The sequence below is a fragment of the Pseudomonas sp. TWR3-1-1 genome (assembly GCF_049896545.1).
GTDB classification, from domain to species: Bacteria; Pseudomonadota; Gammaproteobacteria; order Pseudomonadales; family Pseudomonadaceae; genus Aquipseudomonas; species Aquipseudomonas weihenstephanensis.
This window is the reverse complement of sequence record NZ_JAFCUO010000004.1, coordinates 127,125-147,593: the sequence shown is the minus strand read 5'-3', so window position 1 is coordinate 147,593 and position 20,469 is coordinate 127,125. Positions and strand designations below refer to the sequence as shown.

Annotated in this window: 17 protein-coding genes; 7 read left to right on the top strand and 10 right to left on the bottom strand. The window is 59.3% G+C overall.

What is annotated here, in order from left to right; translation table 11 throughout:
* Positions 1 to 17 precede the first annotated feature (17 nt).
* From ACP7A4_RS11415 to ACP7A4_RS11405, 3 genes are read left to right on the top strand one after another with little or no spacing between them, the layout of a single operon-like run.
* A complete protein-coding gene (locus tag ACP7A4_RS11415) occupies positions 18 to 677 on the top strand; it encodes an ankyrin repeat domain-containing protein (RefSeq protein ID WP_203303506.1) in 660 nt (219 codons plus the stop codon).
* A gap of 19 nt (positions 678 to 696) precedes the next feature.
* The gene (locus tag ACP7A4_RS11410) at positions 697 to 1,158 is read left to right on the top strand and encodes a nucleoside deaminase (protein ID WP_426246892.1); all 462 of its coding nucleotides are present in this window, start codon (positions 697 to 699) and stop codon (positions 1,156 to 1,158) included.
* On the top strand, positions 1,145 to 2,341 hold the full coding sequence (locus tag ACP7A4_RS11405) for a CynX/NimT family MFS transporter (RefSeq protein WP_059762075.1): 1,197 nt from the start codon (positions 1,145 to 1,147) through the stop codon (positions 2,339 to 2,341). The genes ACP7A4_RS11410 and ACP7A4_RS11405 overlap by 14 nt, the downstream gene beginning before the upstream one ends.
* On the opposite strand, the gene ACP7A4_RS11400 is transcribed toward ACP7A4_RS11405, so the two are convergent.
* Together ACP7A4_RS11400 and ACP7A4_RS11395 are read right to left on the bottom strand one after the other, a co-directional pair.
* The gene (locus ACP7A4_RS11400) at positions 2,338 to 3,024 is read right to left on the bottom strand and encodes an ATPase (RefSeq protein ID WP_426246889.1); all 687 of its coding nucleotides are present in this window, start codon (positions 3,022 to 3,024) and stop codon (positions 2,338 to 2,340) included. The two genes, ACP7A4_RS11405 and ACP7A4_RS11400, sit on opposite strands and share 4 nt — an antisense overlap.
* A 120-nt stretch (positions 3,025 to 3,144) precedes the next feature.
* Positions 3,145 to 3,585 (bottom strand): carboxymuconolactone decarboxylase family protein, encoded by a 441-nt coding sequence (locus ACP7A4_RS11395; RefSeq protein ID WP_059762077.1) that lies wholly within the window; start codon positions 3,583 to 3,585, stop codon positions 3,145 to 3,147.
* A 113-nt stretch (positions 3,586 to 3,698) separates the two neighbouring features.
* On the opposite strand from ACP7A4_RS11395, the gene ACP7A4_RS11390 reads away from it, so the two are divergent.
* Positions 3,699 to 4,619 carry a LysR family transcriptional regulator gene (locus tag ACP7A4_RS11390; protein ID WP_426246887.1) on the top strand — a complete coding sequence of 307 codons (921 nt, stop codon included), beginning with the start codon at positions 3,699 to 3,701 and terminating at the stop codon, positions 4,617 to 4,619.
* A gap of 115 nt (positions 4,620 to 4,734) precedes the next feature.
* Here the strand turns inward: ACP7A4_RS11390 and ACP7A4_RS11385 are convergent, their stop codons facing one another.
* From ACP7A4_RS11385 to ACP7A4_RS11365, 5 genes are all read right to left on the bottom strand, one after another.
* A complete protein-coding gene (locus ACP7A4_RS11385) occupies positions 4,735 to 5,175 on the bottom strand; it encodes a cupin domain-containing protein (protein WP_059762079.1) in 441 nt (146 codons plus the stop codon).
* Between the two features lie 95 nt (positions 5,176 to 5,270).
* Positions 5,271 to 6,710: an efflux transporter outer membrane subunit gene (locus ACP7A4_RS11380; protein ID WP_426246885.1), complete on the bottom strand. Its 1,440-nt coding sequence runs from the start codon at positions 6,708 to 6,710 to the stop codon at positions 5,271 to 5,273.
* The gene (locus ACP7A4_RS11375) at positions 6,703 to 9,882 is read right to left on the bottom strand and encodes an efflux RND transporter permease subunit (protein WP_426246883.1); all 3,180 of its coding nucleotides are present in this window, start codon (positions 9,880 to 9,882) and stop codon (positions 6,703 to 6,705) included. The genes ACP7A4_RS11380 and ACP7A4_RS11375 overlap by 8 nt, the downstream gene beginning before the upstream one ends.
* Before the next feature lie 18 nt (positions 9,883 to 9,900).
* Entirely contained in the window at positions 9,901 to 11,055 is a 1,155-nt protein-coding gene (locus ACP7A4_RS11370) for an efflux RND transporter periplasmic adaptor subunit (protein ID WP_120752314.1), read from the bottom strand.
* Positions 11,056 to 11,097: 42 nt separating this feature from the next.
* Entirely contained in the window at positions 11,098 to 11,331 is a 234-nt protein-coding gene (locus tag ACP7A4_RS11365) for a hypothetical protein (RefSeq protein WP_426246880.1), read from the bottom strand.
* Positions 11,332 to 11,671: 340 nt separating this feature from the next.
* Here ACP7A4_RS11365 and ACP7A4_RS11360 point away from each other — a divergent pair, with 340 nt between their 5' ends.
* Positions 11,672 to 12,589, top strand: coding sequence for a LysR substrate-binding domain-containing protein (locus ACP7A4_RS11360; protein WP_426246878.1), 918 nt, complete (start codon positions 11,672 to 11,674; stop codon positions 12,587 to 12,589).
* Positions 12,590 to 12,651: 62 nt separating this feature from the next.
* On the opposite strand, the gene ACP7A4_RS11355 is transcribed toward ACP7A4_RS11360, so the two are convergent.
* Positions 12,652 to 13,191: a DUF1523 family protein gene (locus ACP7A4_RS11355; RefSeq protein WP_059762084.1), complete on the bottom strand. Its 540-nt coding sequence runs from the start codon at positions 13,189 to 13,191 to the stop codon at positions 12,652 to 12,654.
* Between the two features lie 355 nt (positions 13,192 to 13,546).
* On the opposite strand from ACP7A4_RS11355, the gene ACP7A4_RS11350 reads away from it, so the two are divergent.
* On the top strand, positions 13,547 to 14,758 hold the full coding sequence (locus ACP7A4_RS11350) for a YeeE/YedE family protein (protein ID WP_426246876.1): 1,212 nt from the start codon (positions 13,547 to 13,549) through the stop codon (positions 14,756 to 14,758).
* A 59-nt stretch (positions 14,759 to 14,817) separates the two neighbouring features.
* On the opposite strand, the gene ACP7A4_RS11345 is transcribed toward ACP7A4_RS11350, so the two are convergent.
* Both ACP7A4_RS11345 and ACP7A4_RS11340 read right to left on the bottom strand, forming a co-directional pair.
* Positions 14,818 to 16,557, bottom strand: a complete 1,740-nt coding sequence (locus ACP7A4_RS11345; RefSeq protein ID WP_426246874.1) for a dipeptidase — start codon at positions 16,555 to 16,557, stop codon at positions 14,818 to 14,820.
* A gap of 151 nt (positions 16,558 to 16,708) precedes the next feature.
* Positions 16,709 to 18,865 (bottom strand): TonB-dependent siderophore receptor, encoded by a 2,157-nt coding sequence (locus tag ACP7A4_RS11340; protein WP_426246872.1) that lies wholly within the window; start codon positions 18,863 to 18,865, stop codon positions 16,709 to 16,711.
* 362 nt (positions 18,866 to 19,227) lie between these two features.
* Between ACP7A4_RS11340 and ACP7A4_RS11335 the strand changes: the two genes are divergently transcribed.
* Entirely contained in the window at positions 19,228 to 20,424 is a 1,197-nt protein-coding gene (locus ACP7A4_RS11335; RefSeq protein ID WP_059762088.1) for a sugar transporter, read from the top strand.
* Positions 20,425 to 20,469 lie beyond the last annotated feature (45 nt).

Sequence of the window (20,469 nt, the reverse complement as noted above, 5' to 3'; positions counted from 1 at the left end):
GATAAGAGGGAGTGAGCATGGGTTCCCTAACAGGCAAATACGCAGTGTGGGTGGTGGGGTGGTTGATGACGGGAGCCGTGATGGCAAATGACACCACACTGCTTGGCGCGGTGAAAAACGGTGAGCTGGACACAGTGCAGCAACTGATTGAAGACGGTACAGATGTCAACGTTTCGTCACTGGATGGCAGCAGTGCGCTGTTGCTTGCAACACGCGATAACCACATCGCGATTGCTCAGGCCTTAATCGAGGCAGGGGCCAACGTTAACCAGAAAAACTTGATCCGTGACAGCCCCTACTTGCTGGCTGGCGCAAGGGGTCACAATGAAATCCTAGCGTTTGCGCTGGCCCACGGCGCCGATCTGAAGAGTACCAACCGTTACGGCGGCACCGCGTTGATCCCGGCCTGTGAACGCGGTCATGTAGAAACCGTGCGCTTGCTGATTGCAGCGGGCGTGGACCTCAACCATGTCAACCGCCTGGGGTGGACCTGCCTGATGGAAGCCATCGTACTGTCCGATGGCGGCCCCGCGCACCAGCATATCGTCACCCAACTGATCGAGGCGGGCGCCGATTTGAACCTGCCTGACAACGAGGGCATGACCCCGTTGCAACAGGCGCAAAAACGCGGCCAACACGTTACCGCACAGTTGCTGCGCGAGGCTGGCGCAAACTGATACGCGACCTGGAGTTGTTATGCATAACGATGAGCATTACCTGCAACGTGCCGTGCAACTGGCCGCCGAAAACGTGTCTGGCGGTGGCCGGCCTTTTGGCGCCGTGCTGGTTAAACACGACCAGATACTGGCTGAAGCAGCGAACACAATTCATGTCACTCAGGACCCTACCGCCCACGCAGAGCTGCTGGTCATACGGGCAGCCAGCCAGCAACTCGGTGCGCGTCTGCATGATTGCGTGATCTACGCCAGCGGGCAGCCTTGCCCCATGTGCTTGAGCGCGATGTACCTGAGTGGTGTCGCCAGGGTGGTGTTTGGCGCCACTAACCAGCAGGGCGCACCGTTCGGGCTGTCTACGGAGGCGATCTATCAGCAATTGGCGCACCCTGTGTGCGAGCAAACGTTGCCTGTACGGCATCTGGCGCAACCGGGCATTGAGCAGATTTATCGCGATTGGCAGGCTCGTCATGCAGGCGGATAAAGCCGCTTTTCGCGAGTTCGCTCATTGGGCGTTGCTGGTCGTGCTGGGCCTGAATCTGCGCCCGATCCTCAGCTCTGTCAGCCCGCTGCTGATGGACATTCGTGCCGACACCGGCATGAGCTTTCAAAGCAGCGCCTGGTTGACCAGCCTGCCCGTGATTTGCATGGGCCTGGTGGCGCTGCTCGGGGTGCGCGTGCAAGCCCGTGTGGGTGAACGCTATGGTGTGGCTTTGGGGCTGACGCTGATTCTGGGCGCATGCCTGTGGCGCTTCTATGGGGCGCACGCCCCAAGCCTGCTGGCCACGGCCTTGTTGGGAGGTGCGGGGGTGGCGTTGATTCAGGTTCTGGTTCCGGTACTGATCAAGCGCCAGTTCCCGCATCGCATTGCCCTGGCTTTGGGCGTGTACAGCGCCTCGCTGATGGCAGGCGGGGGATTGGCGGCACTGGTCAGCCCGCGGGTGGCGCTTCATTTCAATCATTGGCAAAGCGGGTTGGGAATCTGGCTGATTCCGGCGCTGGTGGCACTGGTGATGTGGTGGCGCCTGCCCCTTGGTGCCAGCGTACTGCCTGAGGCCGCCGGGGCCGGTACACGGCCTTGGTACACACGCCGGGCGTGGCTGTTGGCGTTGTACTTCGGCCTGGTGAACTGCGGCTACATGAGCATGGTTGCCTGGCTGCCTGCGTATTTTGTGCAAATGGGCTGGAGCGCGGCACGCAGCGGCTCGCTGCTGGCGTTCATGACCGTGTTTCAGGTGATCGCCGCCCTGGTGATGCCAGCCCTGGCGCACCGCAGCATTGACCGGCGCCCACTGCTGGCAATCAGTCTGTGCGCACAGGCGCTGGGTTATGTCGGGCTGGTGATGTGGCCGCTTGATTCGCCGCACCTGTGGGTGGCCTTGATCGGTTTCGGTCTGGGTGCCTGTTTTGCCTTGAGCCTGATTTTGATCCTCGATCATTGCCGCCAGCCGCGCGAGGCGGGGCAGCTAGCCAGCTTCGTGCAAGGGGCGGGGTTTCTGGTTAATGCGCTATCACCCTGGCTGACGGGCTGGCTTCGTGAACTGACAGGCAGCTTTGTCAGTGCCTGGTGGGTACTGGTGGTGGCTGTTGTGTCGATGTTGGTGGTGACGGCTGTGTTCAGCCCGGCCAGCAATGCCCGCTCAGTGTTTGCCCCGCCGGGGGGTTAAGGCAACCGAAGCGACAGCGGCTCAGATGTCGCTTTCGAAGGTGCCAATACCTCGTGCAAAGACTGCTCAAATCGATGCAACGCCATGAGCTGTACCTGCTGTTGCTCGGTAATCTCGGTAACCATCTCTTCACTGCGCTTGTTGCCCGCCCAGATCGGGGGCAGCGTCTTTGCAGCGTGACCTGTTGCCGTGGCGATGTAATTGAAGTGGTGGTCGTAAAACAGCGTGCTCACGGTTGACTCAATGTCTGAGCTGCGCGAGGTCATCAACTGACTGCGGGCATCGACGACCACCATCACATCGGGTTTCGCCGCTTTTAGGCTAGGCATATCCGGGTAGACCGTCACAGCGCCAAAGTAGCGCTGCAAGGAGGTGGTTACCCGGTCCACCGCAAGGTCGGGGTTTGACGTGGCGACGTAAGCATCGTGGATTGACTGGACCAGCAGGCTCTGGCCAAAGCCGGTGCCTGCATTGGCTTGGTAATGCCGCAGATAAGCGCGATTGGTGTCGGTGGTTGCGCTATACAGCACGCCGACAGAAACCTGTTTGCCAGTGGGAATAATTGCCGCTGTGCTCGAACCAGCAGAATGATCGCCCATTGAGACCGCCACAGGCGCAGTGGGTATCGAGCACCCGGCGAGCAGGGCGACTATCGCCAATGGCGTGATAAACCGCAGTGTCATGATGGCGCTCCACGCGTGCTGAATGGGGTGTAAATCGAGGTGTGGTAAACATCACAGGGCAGGCGCACGGCTATCAACCACCAGCCTTGCGCCCACGAGTTGCAACCTGGCTGGCGGGCCTTATCGCGGCTGCATGGCGAAGCCGACGCCGAAGCGGTTCCAGGCGTTGATCGCGGCAATCACAAACGTCAGCTCGCTAAGCGCCTGGGCGTCAAATTGCGCAGCGACTTCTTGGTAAATATCGTCTGGTGCGTGTTTGTCGGCGACCAGCGTCAGTGTTTCAGTCCAGAGCAAGGCAGCACGCTCGCGAGCGTCGAAGAAGGGTGTCTCTTTCCACGCGCTGATGGCCATCAGGCGGCGAGGTGTTTCACCCGCCTTCAGCGCATCAGCGGTGTGCATATCGATGCAGTAGGCGCAGCCGTTGATTTGTGAGGCACGTATGCGCACCAGTTCACGCAGCGCAGCTGGCAAGACGGATTGCGACGCTGCCTTTTCCAGGCCCATCATGGCTTTCATGGCGTTAGGGGCTGCTTCGTAATAGTTAATGCGCTTCTGGCTCATGGGAAATGCTCCTTCAGGTATCGCCACAGGTGTATGGCATGGGCGCATTGTAGGAATTGAATGCTCTCGGATAAACTGGCTGAAATCGTTTTGTTCTTACGGAATTTCGTACAATGGCACTCGACCGATTAGAGGCGATGCGAGCGTTCTGCCGCATTGTTGAAGTGGGCAGTTTCAGTGGCGCTGCTGAGTCTTTGGGGCTGGCCAAAACCACCCTTTCAGGCCAGGTGCAAGCGCTGGAAAGTCTGCTCGGCATCAAGCTGCTGCACCGCACAACACGCAGGGTTTCGCCCACCACGGAGGGCGCGGCCTACTACAGCCGGGCCCGGGCAGTGATCGAGGATGTTGACGAGCTGGAAGCCTCCGTCTCCCAGAGCCGCAACATCGTGCGCGGCCGGGTGCGAATCGAAATGCCTTCCCCGGTGGGCACCCTGCTCGTGGTGCCTGCACTGCCCGATTTCGCGGCCAGGTTCCCGGATATTCATCTGGACATCGGTTGCAGTGAGCGCGTGTCGGACCTGACGCAGGAGGGCGTCGACTGTGCGATCCGCGGCGGTGTGGTGGTGGACCAGGACCACGTATGTCGTCCTGTCGGGCAAATGCGTTTTTGCTTCTGCGCCTCTCCCGCTTACCTGGCTGGCGCACCTGCGCTCAACGCGCCCGAAGACCTGGTGCAACACAAGCATCTGGGCTTCAAGTTCCCCGGCACCGACCGGCGCTATGTGCCGACGCTGTGTCGTGGCGATGAAAGCTTCGTGCTGGACCATCCACCGTCGATGTTTTTCAACAATGGCAGTGCGACCGTCGCTGCGGCGGTGGCAGGCCTGGGTGTGGCTTTTATTCCCAGGGCAGAAGCCGTACCGCATTTCAAACGTGGCGCGCTGGTTGAAGTCCTGACGCAATGGCAGATGGCGAGTATGCCGATTTCCATTGTGTACCCCTACACACGGCACCTGTCCGCCAGGGTGCGTGCCTTTACCGACTGGGTCACGGCGCTGATGGCCAATGATCCGCTGTGGGCGCTTGATGATTAGGCTCAGGGCGATTGGAGGCGGGAAAAATGCTGCCCAAGTGAGCGCGGCAGCGCGTCAGCTTGCGCATTGATCGGGCGGCCCTGACGCGCAGATAGCGCGACAGGGCCATCCGGTATCACGGCTTGACGTGGTTTTTTGTGGACGCTTCTGGCGTGGTGAGTGCTTTATCGTGTGAATCGACGATAAACACCGCCAGCAGTTTTGCAGGCTCGGTGCTGCTGGCATTACGGCTTACCGTATGGCGCGCGCCGGGGTTTTCAAACCAGCTTTCACCGGCCTTGAAGACGTGCTTGGCCCCGTCATCGACTTGGGACTCAATGGCGCCGGACACGACATAGGCGTAGATGAAGGCCGAATCCGCATGGGTGTGCACGGGCGAAGCAGCCCCCGGGGCGTACTCGACCTCGACAGCAACCAATGACTTGCCAGGAATGTTTGGAATCTGGCGTTCAAAGTTGGGCTTTACGACTTCGGTCTGGCTGTGAGCACTGGCAGGTGCGGCAGCTGCCAAAAATACGCTGCCTAACAGCGTGGCCGCGAGCGGGAGAATGTTCATTTAGATGTCCTCGAATGTTGAAGTTGACCTGCGTTTGGGCCTGTCCCGGGGTGGCGGCATGCCCCCCCGGGAAAGTCTTTTTGGTCATGACACGGTTATTGCACCTGTCCTGATGGCTGCACAGCGTACTGTGGCCAGCCTCCGGCGAGTGACGCATACAGATCCACCGCACTTGCTGTGCTCCTGGCCTGGCTATCGGCTTGCGCGATTTGCGCGCTGTATAACGCACGCTGAACATCCAGCAGTTCGAATAACTCAATGGCACCGGCCTGATACCTGGTGCGGGCAATGGTTGCGGCATTTTCCAGTTCGTTCGCCGCACTCGCCACTCGAGCATTTTCATCCTTGCTTCTGGCAAAACGGACCAGCGCGTTCTCGACGTCCTCCAGGGCCTTCAGCACGGTTTGTTGATACCTTGCCAGCCCGGCTGATGCTTCGGCATCGGAGGCCGCAATGCGGCTCTTGACCCGGCCAACGTCCAGAAACGACCAGTCAACGCCCAGCAACGCCAGATTCGACTCCCCGCTGGCGGCGTAAAGGCCGCCACCGCTGAACGCGAAGGTGCCGATTGCTGCGCCCAGGCTGACCCGTGGAAACAGATCGGCCGTGGCCACGCCAACTCGCGCAGTGGCTGCATGCAACTGATACTCGGCCGAGGCGACATCCGGCCGCCGCCGCAGGAGGTCGGCGGGCGTACCGGGGTCCAGATTATCGGGCACTGCGGGCATGCCGGTGTCCTTTTGCAGGCGTGCATCCAGTGCTGTCGGCGTCAGCCCTGCAAGTACCGCCAGCCGGTGCCTGTCTACCGCCACGCGTGCTTCAAGTTGCGGGATGCGCGACACAGTGATGTCGAGCTGCGCCTGTGCTCTGGACAGCTCGTAACTCGACCCGCGCCCAGCGTTCAGTCGACCTTGCACTACCTCAAGCGTTTGCCGTTGGCTGTCGGCATTGGCGTTGGACAGGCCGAGCATTTTCTGCGCGGCGCGCAGGTCGATGTAGGTGGACGCCACCTGACTGACCACGGCCACCTGCATGGCGTGCAGATCACTGGCCCTGGCCTGTGTTTCGGCACGGTGCGACTCCACCGAACGGCGTACCCGTCCGACCAGGTCCAGCTCCCAATTCAACGAAGCGCTGTTGCCATACACCGCATGGCTGCGGGCAGCGCCATTTGCCTGATCAGTGCTTGAGCGCTGGCGTCCCGCCTGTGCGGACATTGTCACGGTCGGGATCTGATCGAACCTGGCGAGGCGCAGCAGCGCGTTCGCCGCGTCGTAGTTGGCCAGCGCCGTTTGCAGGTCATGGTTGGTGGTCAGCGCAGCCTTCACCAGCGAACTGAGCTGTGGATCAGCAAAGCGCTTCCAGAACTCATCGTCAGCAGCGCTCACATGCAATGGCGCCACCTTGCGACTCCCGGCGTGGGTGAAACTGGCGGGCAGGTCGGGCGTTTGTGGGCGATGAAAATCCGGCCCGACGGTGCAGCCTTGCAAAATGGCCGCCAGCAGCGGCAGGGGCCAGTGTTTTAGCTTAATCATGGTGCAGGGCCTCCGCGGCATGAGGTGACAGGCTCGAAGGATGGTCAGGGACGGTGGCGCCCAGCTTTCTCAACACCACGTAGAACACCGGCGTCAGGAACAGGCCGAAGAGGGTGACCCCAAGCATCCCGAAAAACACGGTTACGCCTGTGGCATGTCGCACTTCACTGCCTGCCCCCGAGCCGATCAGCAGCGGCACTACACCGGCGATAAAGGCGACCGAGGTCATCACGATTGGGCGCAGGCGTAGACGACAGGCTTCCAGTGCGGCTTGCAGCGTGCTGCGGCCTTGCATCTCCAGCTCGCGTGCGAACTCAACGATCAAAATGGCGTTTTTGCACGCCAGGCCCATGAGCACCACCAGTCCTACCTGTACGAACACATTGTTGTCGCCCCCGGCCAGCCACACGCCGCTCAAGGCCGCAAACATGCACACGGGCACGATCAGAATCACCGCCAATGGCAACGTCCAGCTTTCATACAGGGCCGCCAGCACCAGGAACGCCAGAATCACGGCAATCGGGAACACAATGATTGCGCTATTGCTCTGGGTAACCTGTTGGTAGCTCAGGTCTGTCCACTCCAGTTCGATCCCGCGGGGCAGCGTACGCGCGGCGATGTCTTCAAGTATTTTGAGCACTTGGCCCGAAGACAGCACACGTGGATCGGCATCGCCAATCAGGTCGGCCGCCGGGTAACCGTTGTAGCGCATGACCGGGTCGGGGCCGAAGCTTGAAACAATGTCGACCATCGCGCTGAGCGGCACCATTTCACCGTGCGCGTTGCGCACCCGCAGGTTGCCGATATCCGCAGCGCTCTGCCTGAAGCCCGTGTCGGCCTGTGCAATAACCCGGTACACACGCCCCAGCAGGTTGAAGTCATTGACATAAACCGAACCCAGATACGTCTGCAAGGTATCGAACACCGCCGTCAGCTCAACCCCTTGAGCTTGAGCCTTGGTGCGGTCCAGCTTGACCTCCAGTTGCGGAATGTCGGACTGATAAGAGCTGACCGGAAATGTCATGCCCGGCGTGCTCGCCACTTGCGCCTGAAACGCTGTCAGCGCTTGCTGCAAGGCGGCGTAACCCAGCCCGCCGCGGTCAGTCAAATACAGCGAGTAGCCTGAGCCGTTACCCAACCCCTGAATCGGCGGGGGCATCAGCGCGTAGGCGGCACCGTCCTTGATGGCGGCGAACTTGCGGTTGAGCTCGGCGTTGATCTGCTCGGCACTGCGTGAACGCTCGGAGAACGGCTTGAGCAGGATGTAGGAGGTCACCAGATTGGGCGTTGTGGTGCTCTGCAACGCATTCAGGCCGACATAAGAGTTGGCAAAGTCCACGCCCTCGACGGTCGAGGCAATCGCCGACATTTCACGGGCGACAGCCTCGGACCGGGCCAGCGACGCGCCGGGTGGCAGCGTGGCGCCTGCGAACAGGTAAAGTTTGTCCTGATTAGGAATAAAGCCGCTGGGCAGGGTGTTAAACAACAGGCCGGTCGCGCCCAGCAACACGGCATAGACCACGAACACCATGCCGCGCCGTGGCAGGAGGCGGGCGATGCTGCCCTCATAGCGCTCAGCGCTGCGGTTGAAAAACCGGTTGAACGGGCGCAGTAGCCAACCCAGCGCATGGTTCATCCAGCGGGTCAGGCGGTCAGGCGCCGAGGAGTGCGCACGTAGCAGTTTGGCTGCCAGTGCTGGCGACAGGGTCAGTGAGTTAATCGTCGAAATCACTGTCGAAATCGCGATGGTAACGGCGAACTGCTTGTAGAACTGCCCCGTAACGCCACTCATGAACGCCATCGGGATAAACACGGCGCACAGCACCAGACCGATGGCCATGATCGGCCCCGAAACCTCGCGCATCGCCTGATGCGCTGCGTGCAACGGGGTGAAACCCAGCTCGATATTGCGTTCGACGTTTTCCACCACCACGATGGCGTCGTCCACCACGATGCCAATCGCCAGCACCAGGCCAAACAGGGTCAAGGTATTGATTGAATAACCCAGCAGGTAGAGAAAGGCGAAGGTCCCGACGATAGACACCGGCACCGCAAGCAACGGAATGATCGAGGCCCGCCAGGTCTGCAGGAACAGCACCACCACCAACACAATCAGCACCATCGCTTCGAGCAAGGTGTGCTGCACTGAGTTGATGGACTCACGCACAAACACGGTCGGGTCCCAGACGCTGACGTAGCTCACGCCTTCGGGGAAGTCCTTGGACAGGTGATCGAGCTTGGCATAGACCGCGTTGGCCACCTCGATGGCATTGGCGCCGGGGGTGAGGAAAATACCCACCGCAACTTCCGGGTTTTTGCCACGGAACACCCGCAGCGTGTAATCGTCGGCGTCCAGTTGCACCCGCGCCACGTGCGAGAGGCGCGTGACTTGCCCGTCGCTGCCGGTCTTGAGGATGATGTCGCCAAATTCTTGCTCGGTTTTGAGTCGTCCCTGTACGTTGATCGAGATCAGAAACTCATTGTTCTGTGGGGCTGGTTCTGCACCCAATTGACCGGCCGAGACCTGCACGTTCTGCTGACGAATCGCGCTAATCGCGTCTTCAGCGCTGATCCCGCGTGAAGCCAGCTTGTTGGGGTCGAGCCAGACGCGCATCGCGTAGTCGCCCGCGCCATACAAAATGACATCACCGATCCCGGGAATGCGCGACAGCTCGTCTTTCACATGCAAACGCAGATAATTGCGCAGGTAGAGCGCATCGAACTGATCATTGCTGGAGAACATGTCTACAAACATCAAGGGTGTCGGCGACTGCTTTTGCGTGGTCACCCCGTACTGACGCACCGATTCAGGCAAGCGCGACAGGGCCTGGCTGACCCGGTTCTGCACGCGCACGGCTGCGGTGTCGGGGTCGACCTTGGCGTTGAAGGTCACGACCACTTGAAGCGAGCCGTTGGAGCTGGCGACGGACTTCATGTAGATCATGTCTTCGACGCCATTGATCGCCTCTTCAAGAGGGACCGCGACCGATTCAGCGATTTCCTTGGGGTTGGCACCCGGATACGTCGCTTTCACCACGACAGTGGCGGGCACCACTTCGGGGTATTCACCCACCGGCAGCAGGGGTATTGCCACTAAGCCCGCAGCGAAAATAATGATCGACAACACAATCGCAAAGATGGGTCTGTCGATAAAAAACTTGGAAAAGTCCATAACAGGAGCCTTTGGCGATTAGTGTTCGTTTTGCACAAGGCGGGGCACTTGAACGTCAGTGTTACCCGGCGCAGCAACCTGCGGCGTTACCGCAGTTCCATCGGCATGAAGTGCGTGCAAGCCCGACACGATGATCGTGTTGTTGCGTTCCAGGCCCGACGTAATGACGCGTTGTTTATCGATGAGTTGGCCGGTTTCGATATAACGTTTTTGCGCCGTGTTATCGGCACTTAAAACATACACATAATGTTTGTCCTGATCGGTCAAGATGGCCCGGTCTGGTACAAGTATCGCCGGTGCCGGATCGCCCACGGATAATTGAACTTTTGCATACAGGCCGGGCGTGAGCAGGCGTTCGCTGTTGTCGACCGTCGCGCGCGCGCGGACAGTACCGGTGGTGGCATTGACTTGATTGTCGAGGAAGTTCAGTTCGCCCACATAAGGAAGCGTTTCATCATTGGCCAGGCCAATGCGCACAGAGGTGCCTGAAACGGTTTTAAGTGTCTTCAGATAATTAAGGTAACTGTGCTCGTCCGGGTCGAAATACACATAGACCGGATTTTGCGAGACCACAGAGGTCAGTTCCGATTGATCGGCAACCGCCAGGTTACCCAGCGTCAACTGCGCGCGGCCGGTGCGCCCATTGATAGGGGAACGCACTTCGGTGAACTCAAGGTTAAGCGTGGCAGCGGCGACAGCCGATTCGGCGGTGTGCACATCGGCCAGGCTCTGGTCACGGGCCGCCCGTTTCTGCTCCGCCTCCTCTTTGGAAACAGCACTGCTCTTGAGCAGTTGTTGCGCGCGCAGGTCTTGCTGGCTGGCGAGTGCAAGCGATGCGCGGGCACGCTCCAGCTGTGCCCGTGCACTGTCCAATGCGGTGCGATAGGGCCGCTGGTCAATGACGAAGAGCAGGTCTCCCTTCTTCACTTCGCTCCCTTCGCGGTAAGCCACCCGGGTGATATAGCCGCCTACACGGGGGAGTATCGACACCGTGTCTGTGGCGCTGACCCGGCCATTGAAGCTGTCCCACGTTTTAACCGCCTGTTGGGTGACGCGAGCCACCTCGACCGACGGTGCGGGGCTGGTCGATGCCGGGTCGGGCTTTTTGTTGCAACCACTGATCAGCAGTGCAGTGGTGATCATTCCAGTAACGGCGACTAATCGAACGCGCACAGGATCATCCTTATGAAGGGCATTAATGGGCAAAGCGAATGTTCAATTAGCAGGTTTTTGATCCTTCTGTACGGCGCTGGCAGCCACCGACTCTTTCTCGCGCTCAGCACGCTGAAGTTCTTTTTGTTTACGCGCTTCAATAGCGTTTGCTTGTTGAGCAAACATGGCTCTGTTTCGCTCGTTAAAACGTTGGAGTGCTTCTGCACCGTCGGAGGCGTGGGCAAAAAGAGGCAGGGTGAACATAAGGAGTGCTACTAATTTAAATGAAGTTTTCATGATGAACTCTCAACGGGCGCGCACGACGATGCGCTAAATTAAATTCAGTGTTTGAAAGGTAAGTTAATACTCAGTTAACAATTCAATAGGCGGGTAACATTGTCCTCGTGTTCAATAAACATGGGTTGAATGTCAGGCGTGGAGTTATGCGTGCGCGTGAACGAAATCTGCATTGACCCAGAGGGCGGGGCGCTCTATATAAGTGGGTTCGCGTACCGAAGACACGGTTGCAATTACCCGGTTTTAGAGAGTGCTGTATCGAGCGGTGGAGGGACTATAGAAAAAAATCCTCTGCGGATAAACCGGGTCCATACGTTTTGTTTTTACGGAAATTCGGACAATGGCATTTGATCGATTGGAAGCAATGCGAGCGTTCTGTCGAATCGTCGAGGTAGGCAGCTTTAGCCGTGCAGCGCAGTCGCTGAATTTAGCCAAGACCACGGTCTCGGGTCAGGTTCAGGCGCTCGAACATTTATTGGGCGTCAAGCTGCTGCATCGCACCACGCGCAAGGTGTCAGCCACCGCTGAAGGCACGGCTTACTACCGGCGCGCCCGCGCAGTGCTGGAAGATGTGAACGAGCTTGAAGCGTCTGTTTCGAGAAGCCGCAACGCCATACGCGGGCACGTAAAAATCGAAATGCCGTCACCGGTGGGCAGTTTATTGATCGGTCCCTCGCTGCCGGATTTCGCGTCCTGCTTCCCGCAGATACACCTGGAAATCAGTTGCGACGAACGCATTGTGGACCTGGTCGAAGAGGGCGTGGATTGCGCCATCCGGGTCGGTCAGGTGTCGGACCAGAATCTGATTTGCCGACCTGTTGGGCTGATGCGCTACTGCTTATGTGCTTCACCCGCGTACCTGGCGGCGACCACCGTGATTGCAAGGCCCGCTGATCTTGCTGGGCACACACACCTGGGATTCAAGTTTCCGGCCACCAACAGGCGTCATCTGCCAACACTCACGCGCGGTAACGAGCAATTCATTCTCGATCAACTGCCGACGATGTATTTCAACAATGGCGGGACTGCGACCGCGGCAACGGTGGCCGGACTGGGCGTGGCATTTGTGCCGCGGGCCGAAGCCGCGATGCACCTGCAAGGTGGCAGCTTGGTAGAAGTGTTACCCGACTGGCACATGGAAAGCCTGCCCGTCTCCCTGGTGTACCCCCCGACCCGTGATTTATCGGTGAGGGTGCGGGCTTTTTCAGACTGGGCCACGGCCTTGATGGCTGGTAATCCACTGTGGGCGCTTGAGTAGTGCCTGGCCACTCAAAGGTCGCCTCACAGCGGGGAGGGGCGCCCCGGTCAGGGGCGCATGGATCAATTGGCCAGCATTTGCGGACGACGCTTCAGGCGGCGCTTGATAAAGACCGCCAGGCAAATCAGGACCAGCGCCAGCACGCTGAAGAACACTGTATTGAACCAGGGGAAGGGTTCAGCGCGGCTGTTGGTGGCTTCGATTGCAGTGATGTTGGGGAACACCGAGAAAATCTTGATGCGCCAGCCGTAGTAACGAATCAACGCCAGTTGGTTGGCATCGCGCGAATACCCTTGAGCCTTGGCCTGGATGTCAGCTGAGTCGAACTTGAAATACCACGGAAAGGACCAGCCCGTGTCCTCATTGCGATACACCATCACCTCTTTGGTGACCGGGTCTTCAGTGTTGATGAAGTAAACATCCCGGGTCGGGCCGTCAGCGGGGTTTTCTGCGTTGATCACGCCGTTGTGATCGACCCGTTTGACTTCCACGCCCGTGACCATCACCACATCGTGTTGGGGCAGAAAGTAAAACAACCCTAGCCCAACCGCGCCCACTGCAAGCAGGGCGGTGCCCAGCAATATGCCCTTGAGCCACTTCATGCAATAACCACGCACATATTGATAATTCCTGAGGGTGTTAATTGAACCGATGGCGACGACAACGTTGCCTGATTCGTCTTTTTAGCCGCCACTGAACGCTGCGTTCGGTGGCGAAGGTCTTGCTGAGGGTTTAACCCGGATTTCCGGCGCACCTTATCGCAGTCTGCGCCAGTGACTACAAGTTCAGAGCGCGCTTCCTACATGATTTGTATCAGTTTAGTCACTAATCGGCGTGCAGGTACTGGACGCACATGCGTTTTGCCCAGGCGATGCATTTGCACGGCAATGAGCCCGCCCTCAGGCTTATACTGGCCGCCAACGCAATTAACCTTATTCAAACGAACCGAGATACCTCATGAGCCGTTCCCTCTCTATGACCCCGGCGCGCACGGCGGTTGCGCCGCTGGTGGCTTTTATTTTGCTTTTGCTGGGGGCCGTGTTTTTGCAAAACAGCGTCGGCTCACGTCAAGTGTTATTGCTGATGGTCGGGGCGGCGCTAGGGCTGACGCTTTATCACGCGGCTTTCGGTTTTACCTCGGCCTGGCGGGTGTTTATCAATGATCGGCGTGGCGCCGGTTTGCGTGCGCAAATGGTGATGCTGGCGGTGGCGGTGGTGTTGTTTTTCCCGGCACTGGCTGCGGGGACGTTGTTCGGTCAGCCGGTGGTCGGATTGGTCGCGCCCATCGGGGTGTCGGTGGTGGTGGGGGCGTTTATTTTCGGTATCGGCATGCAACTGGGCGGGGGCTGCGCATCGGGTACGCTGTTCACGGTCGGTGGCGGTAATGCGCGCATGCTGGTGACATTGTTGTTTTTTATCTGCGGCTCATTGATCGCCACGCATCACGTTGACTGGTGGTTTTCACTGCCGTCGTTCCCGGCCACCTCCATCGTCAAAAGCTTTGGGGTCGTGCCCGCATTGCTCGTGAGCCTGGCCGTCTTTGCCTTGATTGCGGCGGTCACGGTACACCTGGAAAAGCGTCGTCATGGTGCACTTGAAGCCCCGGTGGCCAGCCAGCAGCCGGGGCTACGCCGCTTCTTGCGCGGGCCGTGGCCCTTGGTCTGGGGGGCGATTGGGTTAGCGCTGCTCAATTACGCCACGCTGGCGCTGGCCGGGCGGCCGTGGGGCATCACCTCGGCGTTCGCATTGTGGGGGGCCAAAGCGGTCACTGCGCTGGGTGTCGATGTCAGCAGTTGGGGGTTCTGGCAGATCCCCGGCAATGCCAAGGCGCTGGCCGCCCCCGTGTGGCAAGACGTCACCAGCGTGATGAACGTCGGCATCATTCTGGGCGCTTTAATGGCGGCTGGACTGGCAGGGCGATTCGCACCCAGCCTGAAAATCCCGGCGCGTTCGCTGTTGGCGGCTGTCATCGGGGGGCTGTTGCTGGGGTATGGGTCGCGTATGGCCTACGGTTGCAACATTGGCGCGTATTTCAGTGGCATCGCCTCGGGCAGCCTGCATGGCTGGGCGTGGCTAGTGGCGGCATTTATCGGCAACAGCGTGGGTGTGCGCCTGCGTCCGTTTTTCTTTGCCGGCGAGCGTCCACAGGTGGCGTTGAGCGGTTGCTGATGACAGGGCCCGCCAGGGCAATGGGTTGATCCTCATGCCGTGGCGGGCCTTCTTTGCGTTTACAGGTTAGGCAACTGCCCGATACGGCCCATCATTTCGGTGACGATTTGCAGGTCCAGCATGAACTGCTCAACAGTCTTGAACTCGTTGTCAGTGTGCCCGGTGTATTTGACGTTAGGCATGGCCAGGCCAAATTGCACGCCGTTGGGCAGGTCGTGCACCGAGGTCGCGCCTGCCGACGACTCGAACTTATGCTCCAGGCCCAGGTTTTCGGTGGCGACGGCCAGCAGCGCCTTGACCCACTCACCTTCAGGGTTGCGATACATCGGCTCAGCGATGGTGTAATCGAAGGTCACCGGGGTTTTCGTGCTGGCGCTCCAGGCGCCGAGTTTGTCGGCGATCTCTTTCTTCAGCACCTCGGGTGACTTGCCTTTTGGCACGCGCAGGTTAACCGCCAGTTTCAAGCCTTTGTCATCCAGGCCGACATACGTCAGCGAGGTGGTCAACGGCCCCATGAAGGCATCCTTGAACCCGACGCCGAGTTTTTCGCCGGTGTAATCCAGCCCCCAATTTTCGGACGCATAACGCGCAGCGTCGGTAATGTGGTTGGACTTGAGCGCGACTTTGCCGTTCAGACCGTGAATGAAGTCGAGCATGCGCGCGACAGGGTTGATCCCCGATTCAGGCTCGGACGAGTGGGCGGATACGCCTGTGACGGTCAGGAGCACGTCCTTGCCGACGACCTTGGCGTTTACCTCGAAGTCACCGCCATTGCGCTTGACATACTCGGCCCCGGCTTTGTTCAACTCGCCAGCCAATTCGGCCGGTTTGTCCGTCACCAAGGTGGCCACCGAAGTCGATGGAATCTGGTTGGTGGCCATGCCGCCCGTCAACGAGATGATTTCAGCACCCTGGCCCAAACCGTCGCGGCGAGCGAAGTTGGCCATGACGGTGCCGTAGCCCTTTTCTGCAATCACCACCGGGTAGCCACCGTCCAGCGCCAAGTTGTACTGGGGCGTCGGGTTATGCTCGAAGTAGTACGGCATGGCGTCGCCCGAAGTTTCTTCGGTGGTATCGACCAACAGCTTGAAGTTGCGCGCCAGCGGCAGTTTTTCTTCTTTGATCACCTTCATGGCGTAAAGGGTGACCACGATACCGTTCTTGTCATCTTCTGTGCCGCGGCCGTACATGCGGTCACCGATCAGCGTGACCTTGAACGGATCAAGGCGTGTGCCGTCTTTGAGCACCCAGTTTTCAGGGGTGACGGGTACCACATCGGCATGGGCGTGAATGCCCACCACTTCATCGCCGCTGCCGTCGAGGGAGATCTCATAGACGCGGTTATCGACGTTGCGAAACTTCAGGCCAAAACTCTCGGCCAGGCTTTTGATCTTGTCGGCGATTTTGATGAACTCAGGGTTTTCATGTTGCGCCACGCCCTCGACCGTCACGGTGGGGATGGCCACCAATTCACGCAGCGTTTCGGTTGCGGCCTTGCCGTACTTCACGCGCGTATACAAGCCCAGCAGGCGATGAATCTCGTTTTGCTGTTCAGCGTTAAGCGGCTTGTTGGCGAGAAAAGCGTCGAGGGTCGCGCCGAGGTTATCGGTTTTCGCCAGCTCGCTTTTGCTCAGGACAGTCACGAACTGCCTGAAGTCGTTGATCGAAGCGTCATTGAAGCTTTTCAAAATCGCCGCGCTTTGTTGCGGGGTGATGTTGGCGTTGGCGACGCTGGTGAACGAGGACAAGGCCGCCAGTACCAAGGTGGCCGCAGCCAGTTTTTTCAGGGAGAAATCCATTGCGATGGGCATTCCTTTGCAGGTAATGAGTGAGTAGGTGGTTAAGTTGCTACAAAACTTTTCCAAACTAACACCCCATCGTCGCGCAGGCAGCCCCTCAAATGCGATCTGTCGCACAGAAATGTAAAAGCGACGCACAAATGAAATTGCATCAAAAATCGATTGAAGCACTCAACCGGGCTGTCAGCGGTGCGCCCTGGAACACGTAGTTGTCGCCCATGTAGTCGCCGACATCGCGCCAGTAACGCTTGTCGAACAGGTTGTCGACGGTCAGGCGAAATACCGTGTCGTACCCTTCGATGCGGGTGCTGTAGCGGCTACCCATGTTGAACACCGCATAACTGGCCGCCTGGACGTTGCCCTGTTGGTTGGCGTATTTTTTGCCGCTGTATTGCACGCCGCCGAGCAGCGCCAGGCCATCGACCCACGGCAGGGCGTAATCGCCATAGAGGCTGGCGCGCAGGGTCGGGACGTTGATGGTTTGATGGCCCTCGTACTCGGGCGTGCCGCTACCCGATACCCGTGAGCGGATGGCCGCCACACTTGCAGACACCTGCAAGCGCTGAGTCACCCAGCCGTTAGCCGCCAGTTCCAGCCCGGTGTTTTTCTGCTCGCCTTGCTGCACGTAGGTGAAGTGGCCAGCGCCATCGGGTTGCGAGTACTGGTACGCCTGGCGCATCTGGAACAGCGTGGCGCTGAGGCTCAAGCGCTGCCAGTCGTACTTGACCCCGGCTTCGATTTGCCGCGCAACGCTGGGCGTCAGGATCTCAAAGGCATTGCTGGCGAACCACGGCGCTGTGCCACCCAGCGACAAGCCTTTGCTGTAGCGGGTGTAGAGCGTCAGGTTGTGCAGCGGTTTGTAGATCAGCGCTGCCTGCGGCAGGAATTCGTAGCGTTGGGTGTGGCGCGTGGTGTCACCGCTGTCGTCGAAGGTTTTTTCGTCCAGGCGTACTTCGCGCCCGCCCAGTACGGTTTGCCATTGCTCGTTGAAGCTGATGCGATCGTTGAAGAACACCCCGTATTGGCGGCTGTCGAGGCGTCGGTGGCTGTCGTTCAAGGCACCGTTGTAGCGCGGGTAGTCTGCGGGTTCGGCGTGGATGTTAGCGCTGCCGATCCACTCCATGATCGAGGTGCGGTTATTCACCACGCGGCGCAAGGCGCTGCTGCCCACCGTCAATTCATGGCGCAGGCCGCCCGTATTGAAACTGCCGCTGAGGGTGGCTTGGGCCTCGTCGTTGCGCCGAGTGTCATCGGGGCTGCGGAAGTCGTAAATATCGTAGCCGCCTTCAGGGGTGAAATAGTTGCCTTGGGAGCACGCGTCGCCTGTCGCGCATCCACCCCAGGCAAAGGCGCTGTAGTCATCGATCACCACTTTGCTGCGTGAGGCGCTGAGGGTGCCTTTCCAGTTGTCGCTGAAGCGGTACTCAAAGTTGCCGTTCATGTTCAGCGAATCGATGGTGACGGGTTTTGAGCCGCTTTGATGGCCCAGCAGCTTTTTTGGCGAGGCGTCATGGGGCAGTTCGGTGCCGCCCAGCAGTTGGTAACCGGGCACTGAACGTTGTTCTTTGGTCTGGTATTCGACATCCAGTTGCAGCAGCGCATCGGGGCTGATGTTCCAGTCGAAGGCCAGCGACACGAAATCGCGCTGGCCATTGGCGTGCTCAACGTATGAGTGGATGTCTTCATGGGCCACGTTGGCGCGCAGGCCAAATTGTTGCTCACTGCCAAACCAGCCGCCGACGTCGGTGGCGATGTAACCGCTGCCACGCTCGTCGGTGGACACCGTTACCGAGCGCACATCGGCTGCGCGTTTGGTCACATAGTTGATCAAACCGCCGGGTTCCGACATGCCGGTTTGCAAGCCAGAAAGGCCTTTGAGCAGTTCCACTTGCTGCTTGTTCTCAAGCCCGACGTTTTGCTCGCCAGCGATGGTGCGCCCATTGATTTTGTAGCTGCTGGCCGCGTTCAGCGAGAAACCGCGCACTACAAAGTTCTGGTAATAACCGATGGGGGCATAGCTTTCGCCGACCGACGCGTCATTTTTTAACACGTCGCTGAGCAGGCGCGCCTGTTGGTCGTTGATCAGCGCTTCATTGAACACCGAAATCGAAGCCGGGGTGTCGAGCAACGGTGCCGCGTCAAACCCGCCGACCGATGCCGTGTCTGCCTGATAGCCAATGCTGTCCTGGCCGGTGACCGAAATGGCGGGCAGCTCGGTTTCACTGGCGTGAGCCGTTTGCACGGCGCTGGTGACCAGCAGGCTGAAACTCAAGGCATTGAATGCAAGACGCGGCGAAGGCTTGACCATGAAAACTCCTGAACAGCCCCGCGCCTGCTGGCCTGGGCACGCTGGCGCCGGCACGGGGAGATGTTGCCTGGCTGGTTGCCAGATCTTTGAGGCGCGCAGGGTAGCATCTCTGGGCTGCGCACTAACCTGTTTGGGGTAGTGCACGGTTGAAGCGGGGCACAGGCACCAGTGCGACAAAATGTCTCGCGCGCTCAAACGATGTGCACTAACGTTTGGGGCAGATGCCTATAGAATGCCGCACTGTGTGGCTCAGGCGGCTGACCCGCTGCGCATGGCACGTGTTGTGAATGCAAAAAGCATGTGCCGGGGAGGTCGAGTCATGGGCCTGTTAGATCATCGATAGCGAGTAGTACACCCTTTAAATGAGCACTCCCAACGTTTCATCCAATGCCAATTGGCAACCGGTCATCGCGCTGGCGCTGGCCGCGTTTGTGTTCAATACCACCGAATTTGTGCCCGTGGGCCTGCTGAGTGCGATAGGTGCCAGTTTTGATATGACCACCGCCAGTGTCGGGCTGATGCTCACGATTTATGCGTGGGTCGTGTCGCTGACCTCGCTGCCGATCATGTTGCTGACGCGCAACGTGGAGCGGCGCAAGTTGCTGTTGATCCTCTTTGGCATGTTTATCGCCAGCCATGTGCTGTCCAGTGTGGCGTCCAACTTCGGCATCCTGATGCTCAGCCGAATTGGTGTCGCGTTGTCCCATGCACTGTTCTGGTCCATCACCGCGTCGTTGGCGGTGCGTCTGGCGCCAGAAGGCAAACAGGTGCAAGCACTGGGCTTATTGGCGACCGGCACCTCACTGGCAATGGTCTTGGGGATTCCGCTGGGCCGACTGCTGGGCGAGGCGATGGGCTGGCGCACCACATTTTTGGTAATTGCCGGTTTTGCCGTGGCGTTGGTGTTTTGGCTGGCGCGAACGTTGCCGCTGTTGCCGAGCCAAAACTCGGGCTCGCTCAGAAGCTTGCCGGTGCTGTTCAAGCGTCCGGCGCTGGTGGCCGTTTACGTGCTGACCGCGATGGTGGTCACCGCGCAGTTCACCGCTTACAGCTACATCGAACCGTTCATTCAGACCGTGGCGGGCATGAGTGGCAATGTGGTGACGATCATTTTGCTGCTGTTTGGCGGCGCCGGGATCATTGGTTCGCTGTTGTTCAGCGTGTTGCATCGCCATAGCCCGCAACGCTTTCTGGTGGTTGCCGTGTCGGTGCTGGCCGTGTGCCTGACGTTGCTGTTGCCGCTCAGTGGTAAAGAGTCGTATCTGGCCACGTTAAGCCTGTTCTGGGGCATGGCCATCATGTGCTTCGGGTTGGCGTTGCAATCGCGGGTGCTGATGCTTGCACCTGATGCCACTGACGTGGCGATGGCCATGTTCTCCGGCATCTACAACATAGGTATCGGGGGTGGGGCGCTGCTGGGCAGTTGGGTCGGCGCAAACGCGGGTTACTCCTACATTGGCGTAACCGGCGGCGGACTGGCGGGTGTGGCCTTGGCGATTTATTGCGTGAGCATGTACCGGATCAGCCGTTCTGCCGCACAAGACACGCCGCAAGCCTGACGCGCCAGCGCCAAGTGCTGCATCGGCTATGAGACGGGCGAACGG

Bases quoted from the DNA above. Each gene is read 5' to 3' on its own strand.
- ACP7A4_RS11415 (WP_203303506.1), top strand. From the start codon at position 18: ATGGGTTCCCTAACAGGCAAATACGCAGTGTGGGTGGTGGGGTGGTTG.
- ACP7A4_RS11390 (WP_426246887.1), top strand. From the start codon at position 3,699: ATGGCACTCGACCGATTAGAGGCGATGCGAGCGTTCTGCCGCATTGTT.
- ACP7A4_RS11405 (WP_059762075.1), top strand. From the start codon at position 1,145: ATGCAGGCGGATAAAGCCGCTTTTCGCGAGTTCGCTCATTGGGCGTTG.
- ACP7A4_RS11375 (WP_426246883.1), bottom strand. From the start codon at position 9,882: ATGGACTTTTCCAAGTTTTTTATCGACAGACCCATCTTTGCGATTGTG.
- ACP7A4_RS11395 (WP_059762077.1), bottom strand. From the start codon at position 3,585: ATGAGCCAGAAGCGCATTAACTATTACGAAGCAGCCCCTAACGCCATG.
- ACP7A4_RS11365 (WP_426246880.1), bottom strand. From the start codon at position 11,331: ATGAAAACTTCATTTAAATTAGTAGCACTCCTTATGTTCACCCTGCCT.
- ACP7A4_RS11350 (WP_426246876.1), top strand. From the start codon at position 13,547: ATGAGCCGTTCCCTCTCTATGACCCCGGCGCGCACGGCGGTTGCGCCG.
- ACP7A4_RS11410 (WP_426246892.1), top strand. From the start codon at position 697: ATGCATAACGATGAGCATTACCTGCAACGTGCCGTGCAACTGGCCGCC.
- ACP7A4_RS11380 (WP_426246885.1), bottom strand. From the start codon at position 6,710: ATGATTAAGCTAAAACACTGGCCCCTGCCGCTGCTGGCGGCCATTTTG.
- ACP7A4_RS11360 (WP_426246878.1), top strand. From the start codon at position 11,672: ATGGCATTTGATCGATTGGAAGCAATGCGAGCGTTCTGTCGAATCGTC.
- ACP7A4_RS11335 (WP_059762088.1), top strand. From the start codon at position 19,228: ATGAGCACTCCCAACGTTTCATCCAATGCCAATTGGCAACCGGTCATC.
- ACP7A4_RS11355 (WP_059762084.1), bottom strand. From the start codon at position 13,191: ATGAAGTGGCTCAAGGGCATATTGCTGGGCACCGCCCTGCTTGCAGTG.
- ACP7A4_RS11385 (WP_059762079.1), bottom strand. From the start codon at position 5,175: ATGAACATTCTCCCGCTCGCGGCCACGCTGTTAGGCAGCGTATTTTTG.
- ACP7A4_RS11345 (WP_426246874.1), bottom strand. From the start codon at position 16,557: ATGGATTTCTCCCTGAAAAAACTGGCTGCGGCCACCTTGGTACTGGCG.
- ACP7A4_RS11400 (WP_426246889.1), bottom strand. From the start codon at position 3,024: ATGACACTGCGGTTTATCACGCCATTGGCGATAGTCGCCCTGCTCGCC.
- ACP7A4_RS11340 (WP_426246872.1), bottom strand. From the start codon at position 18,865: ATGGTCAAGCCTTCGCCGCGTCTTGCATTCAATGCCTTGAGTTTCAGC.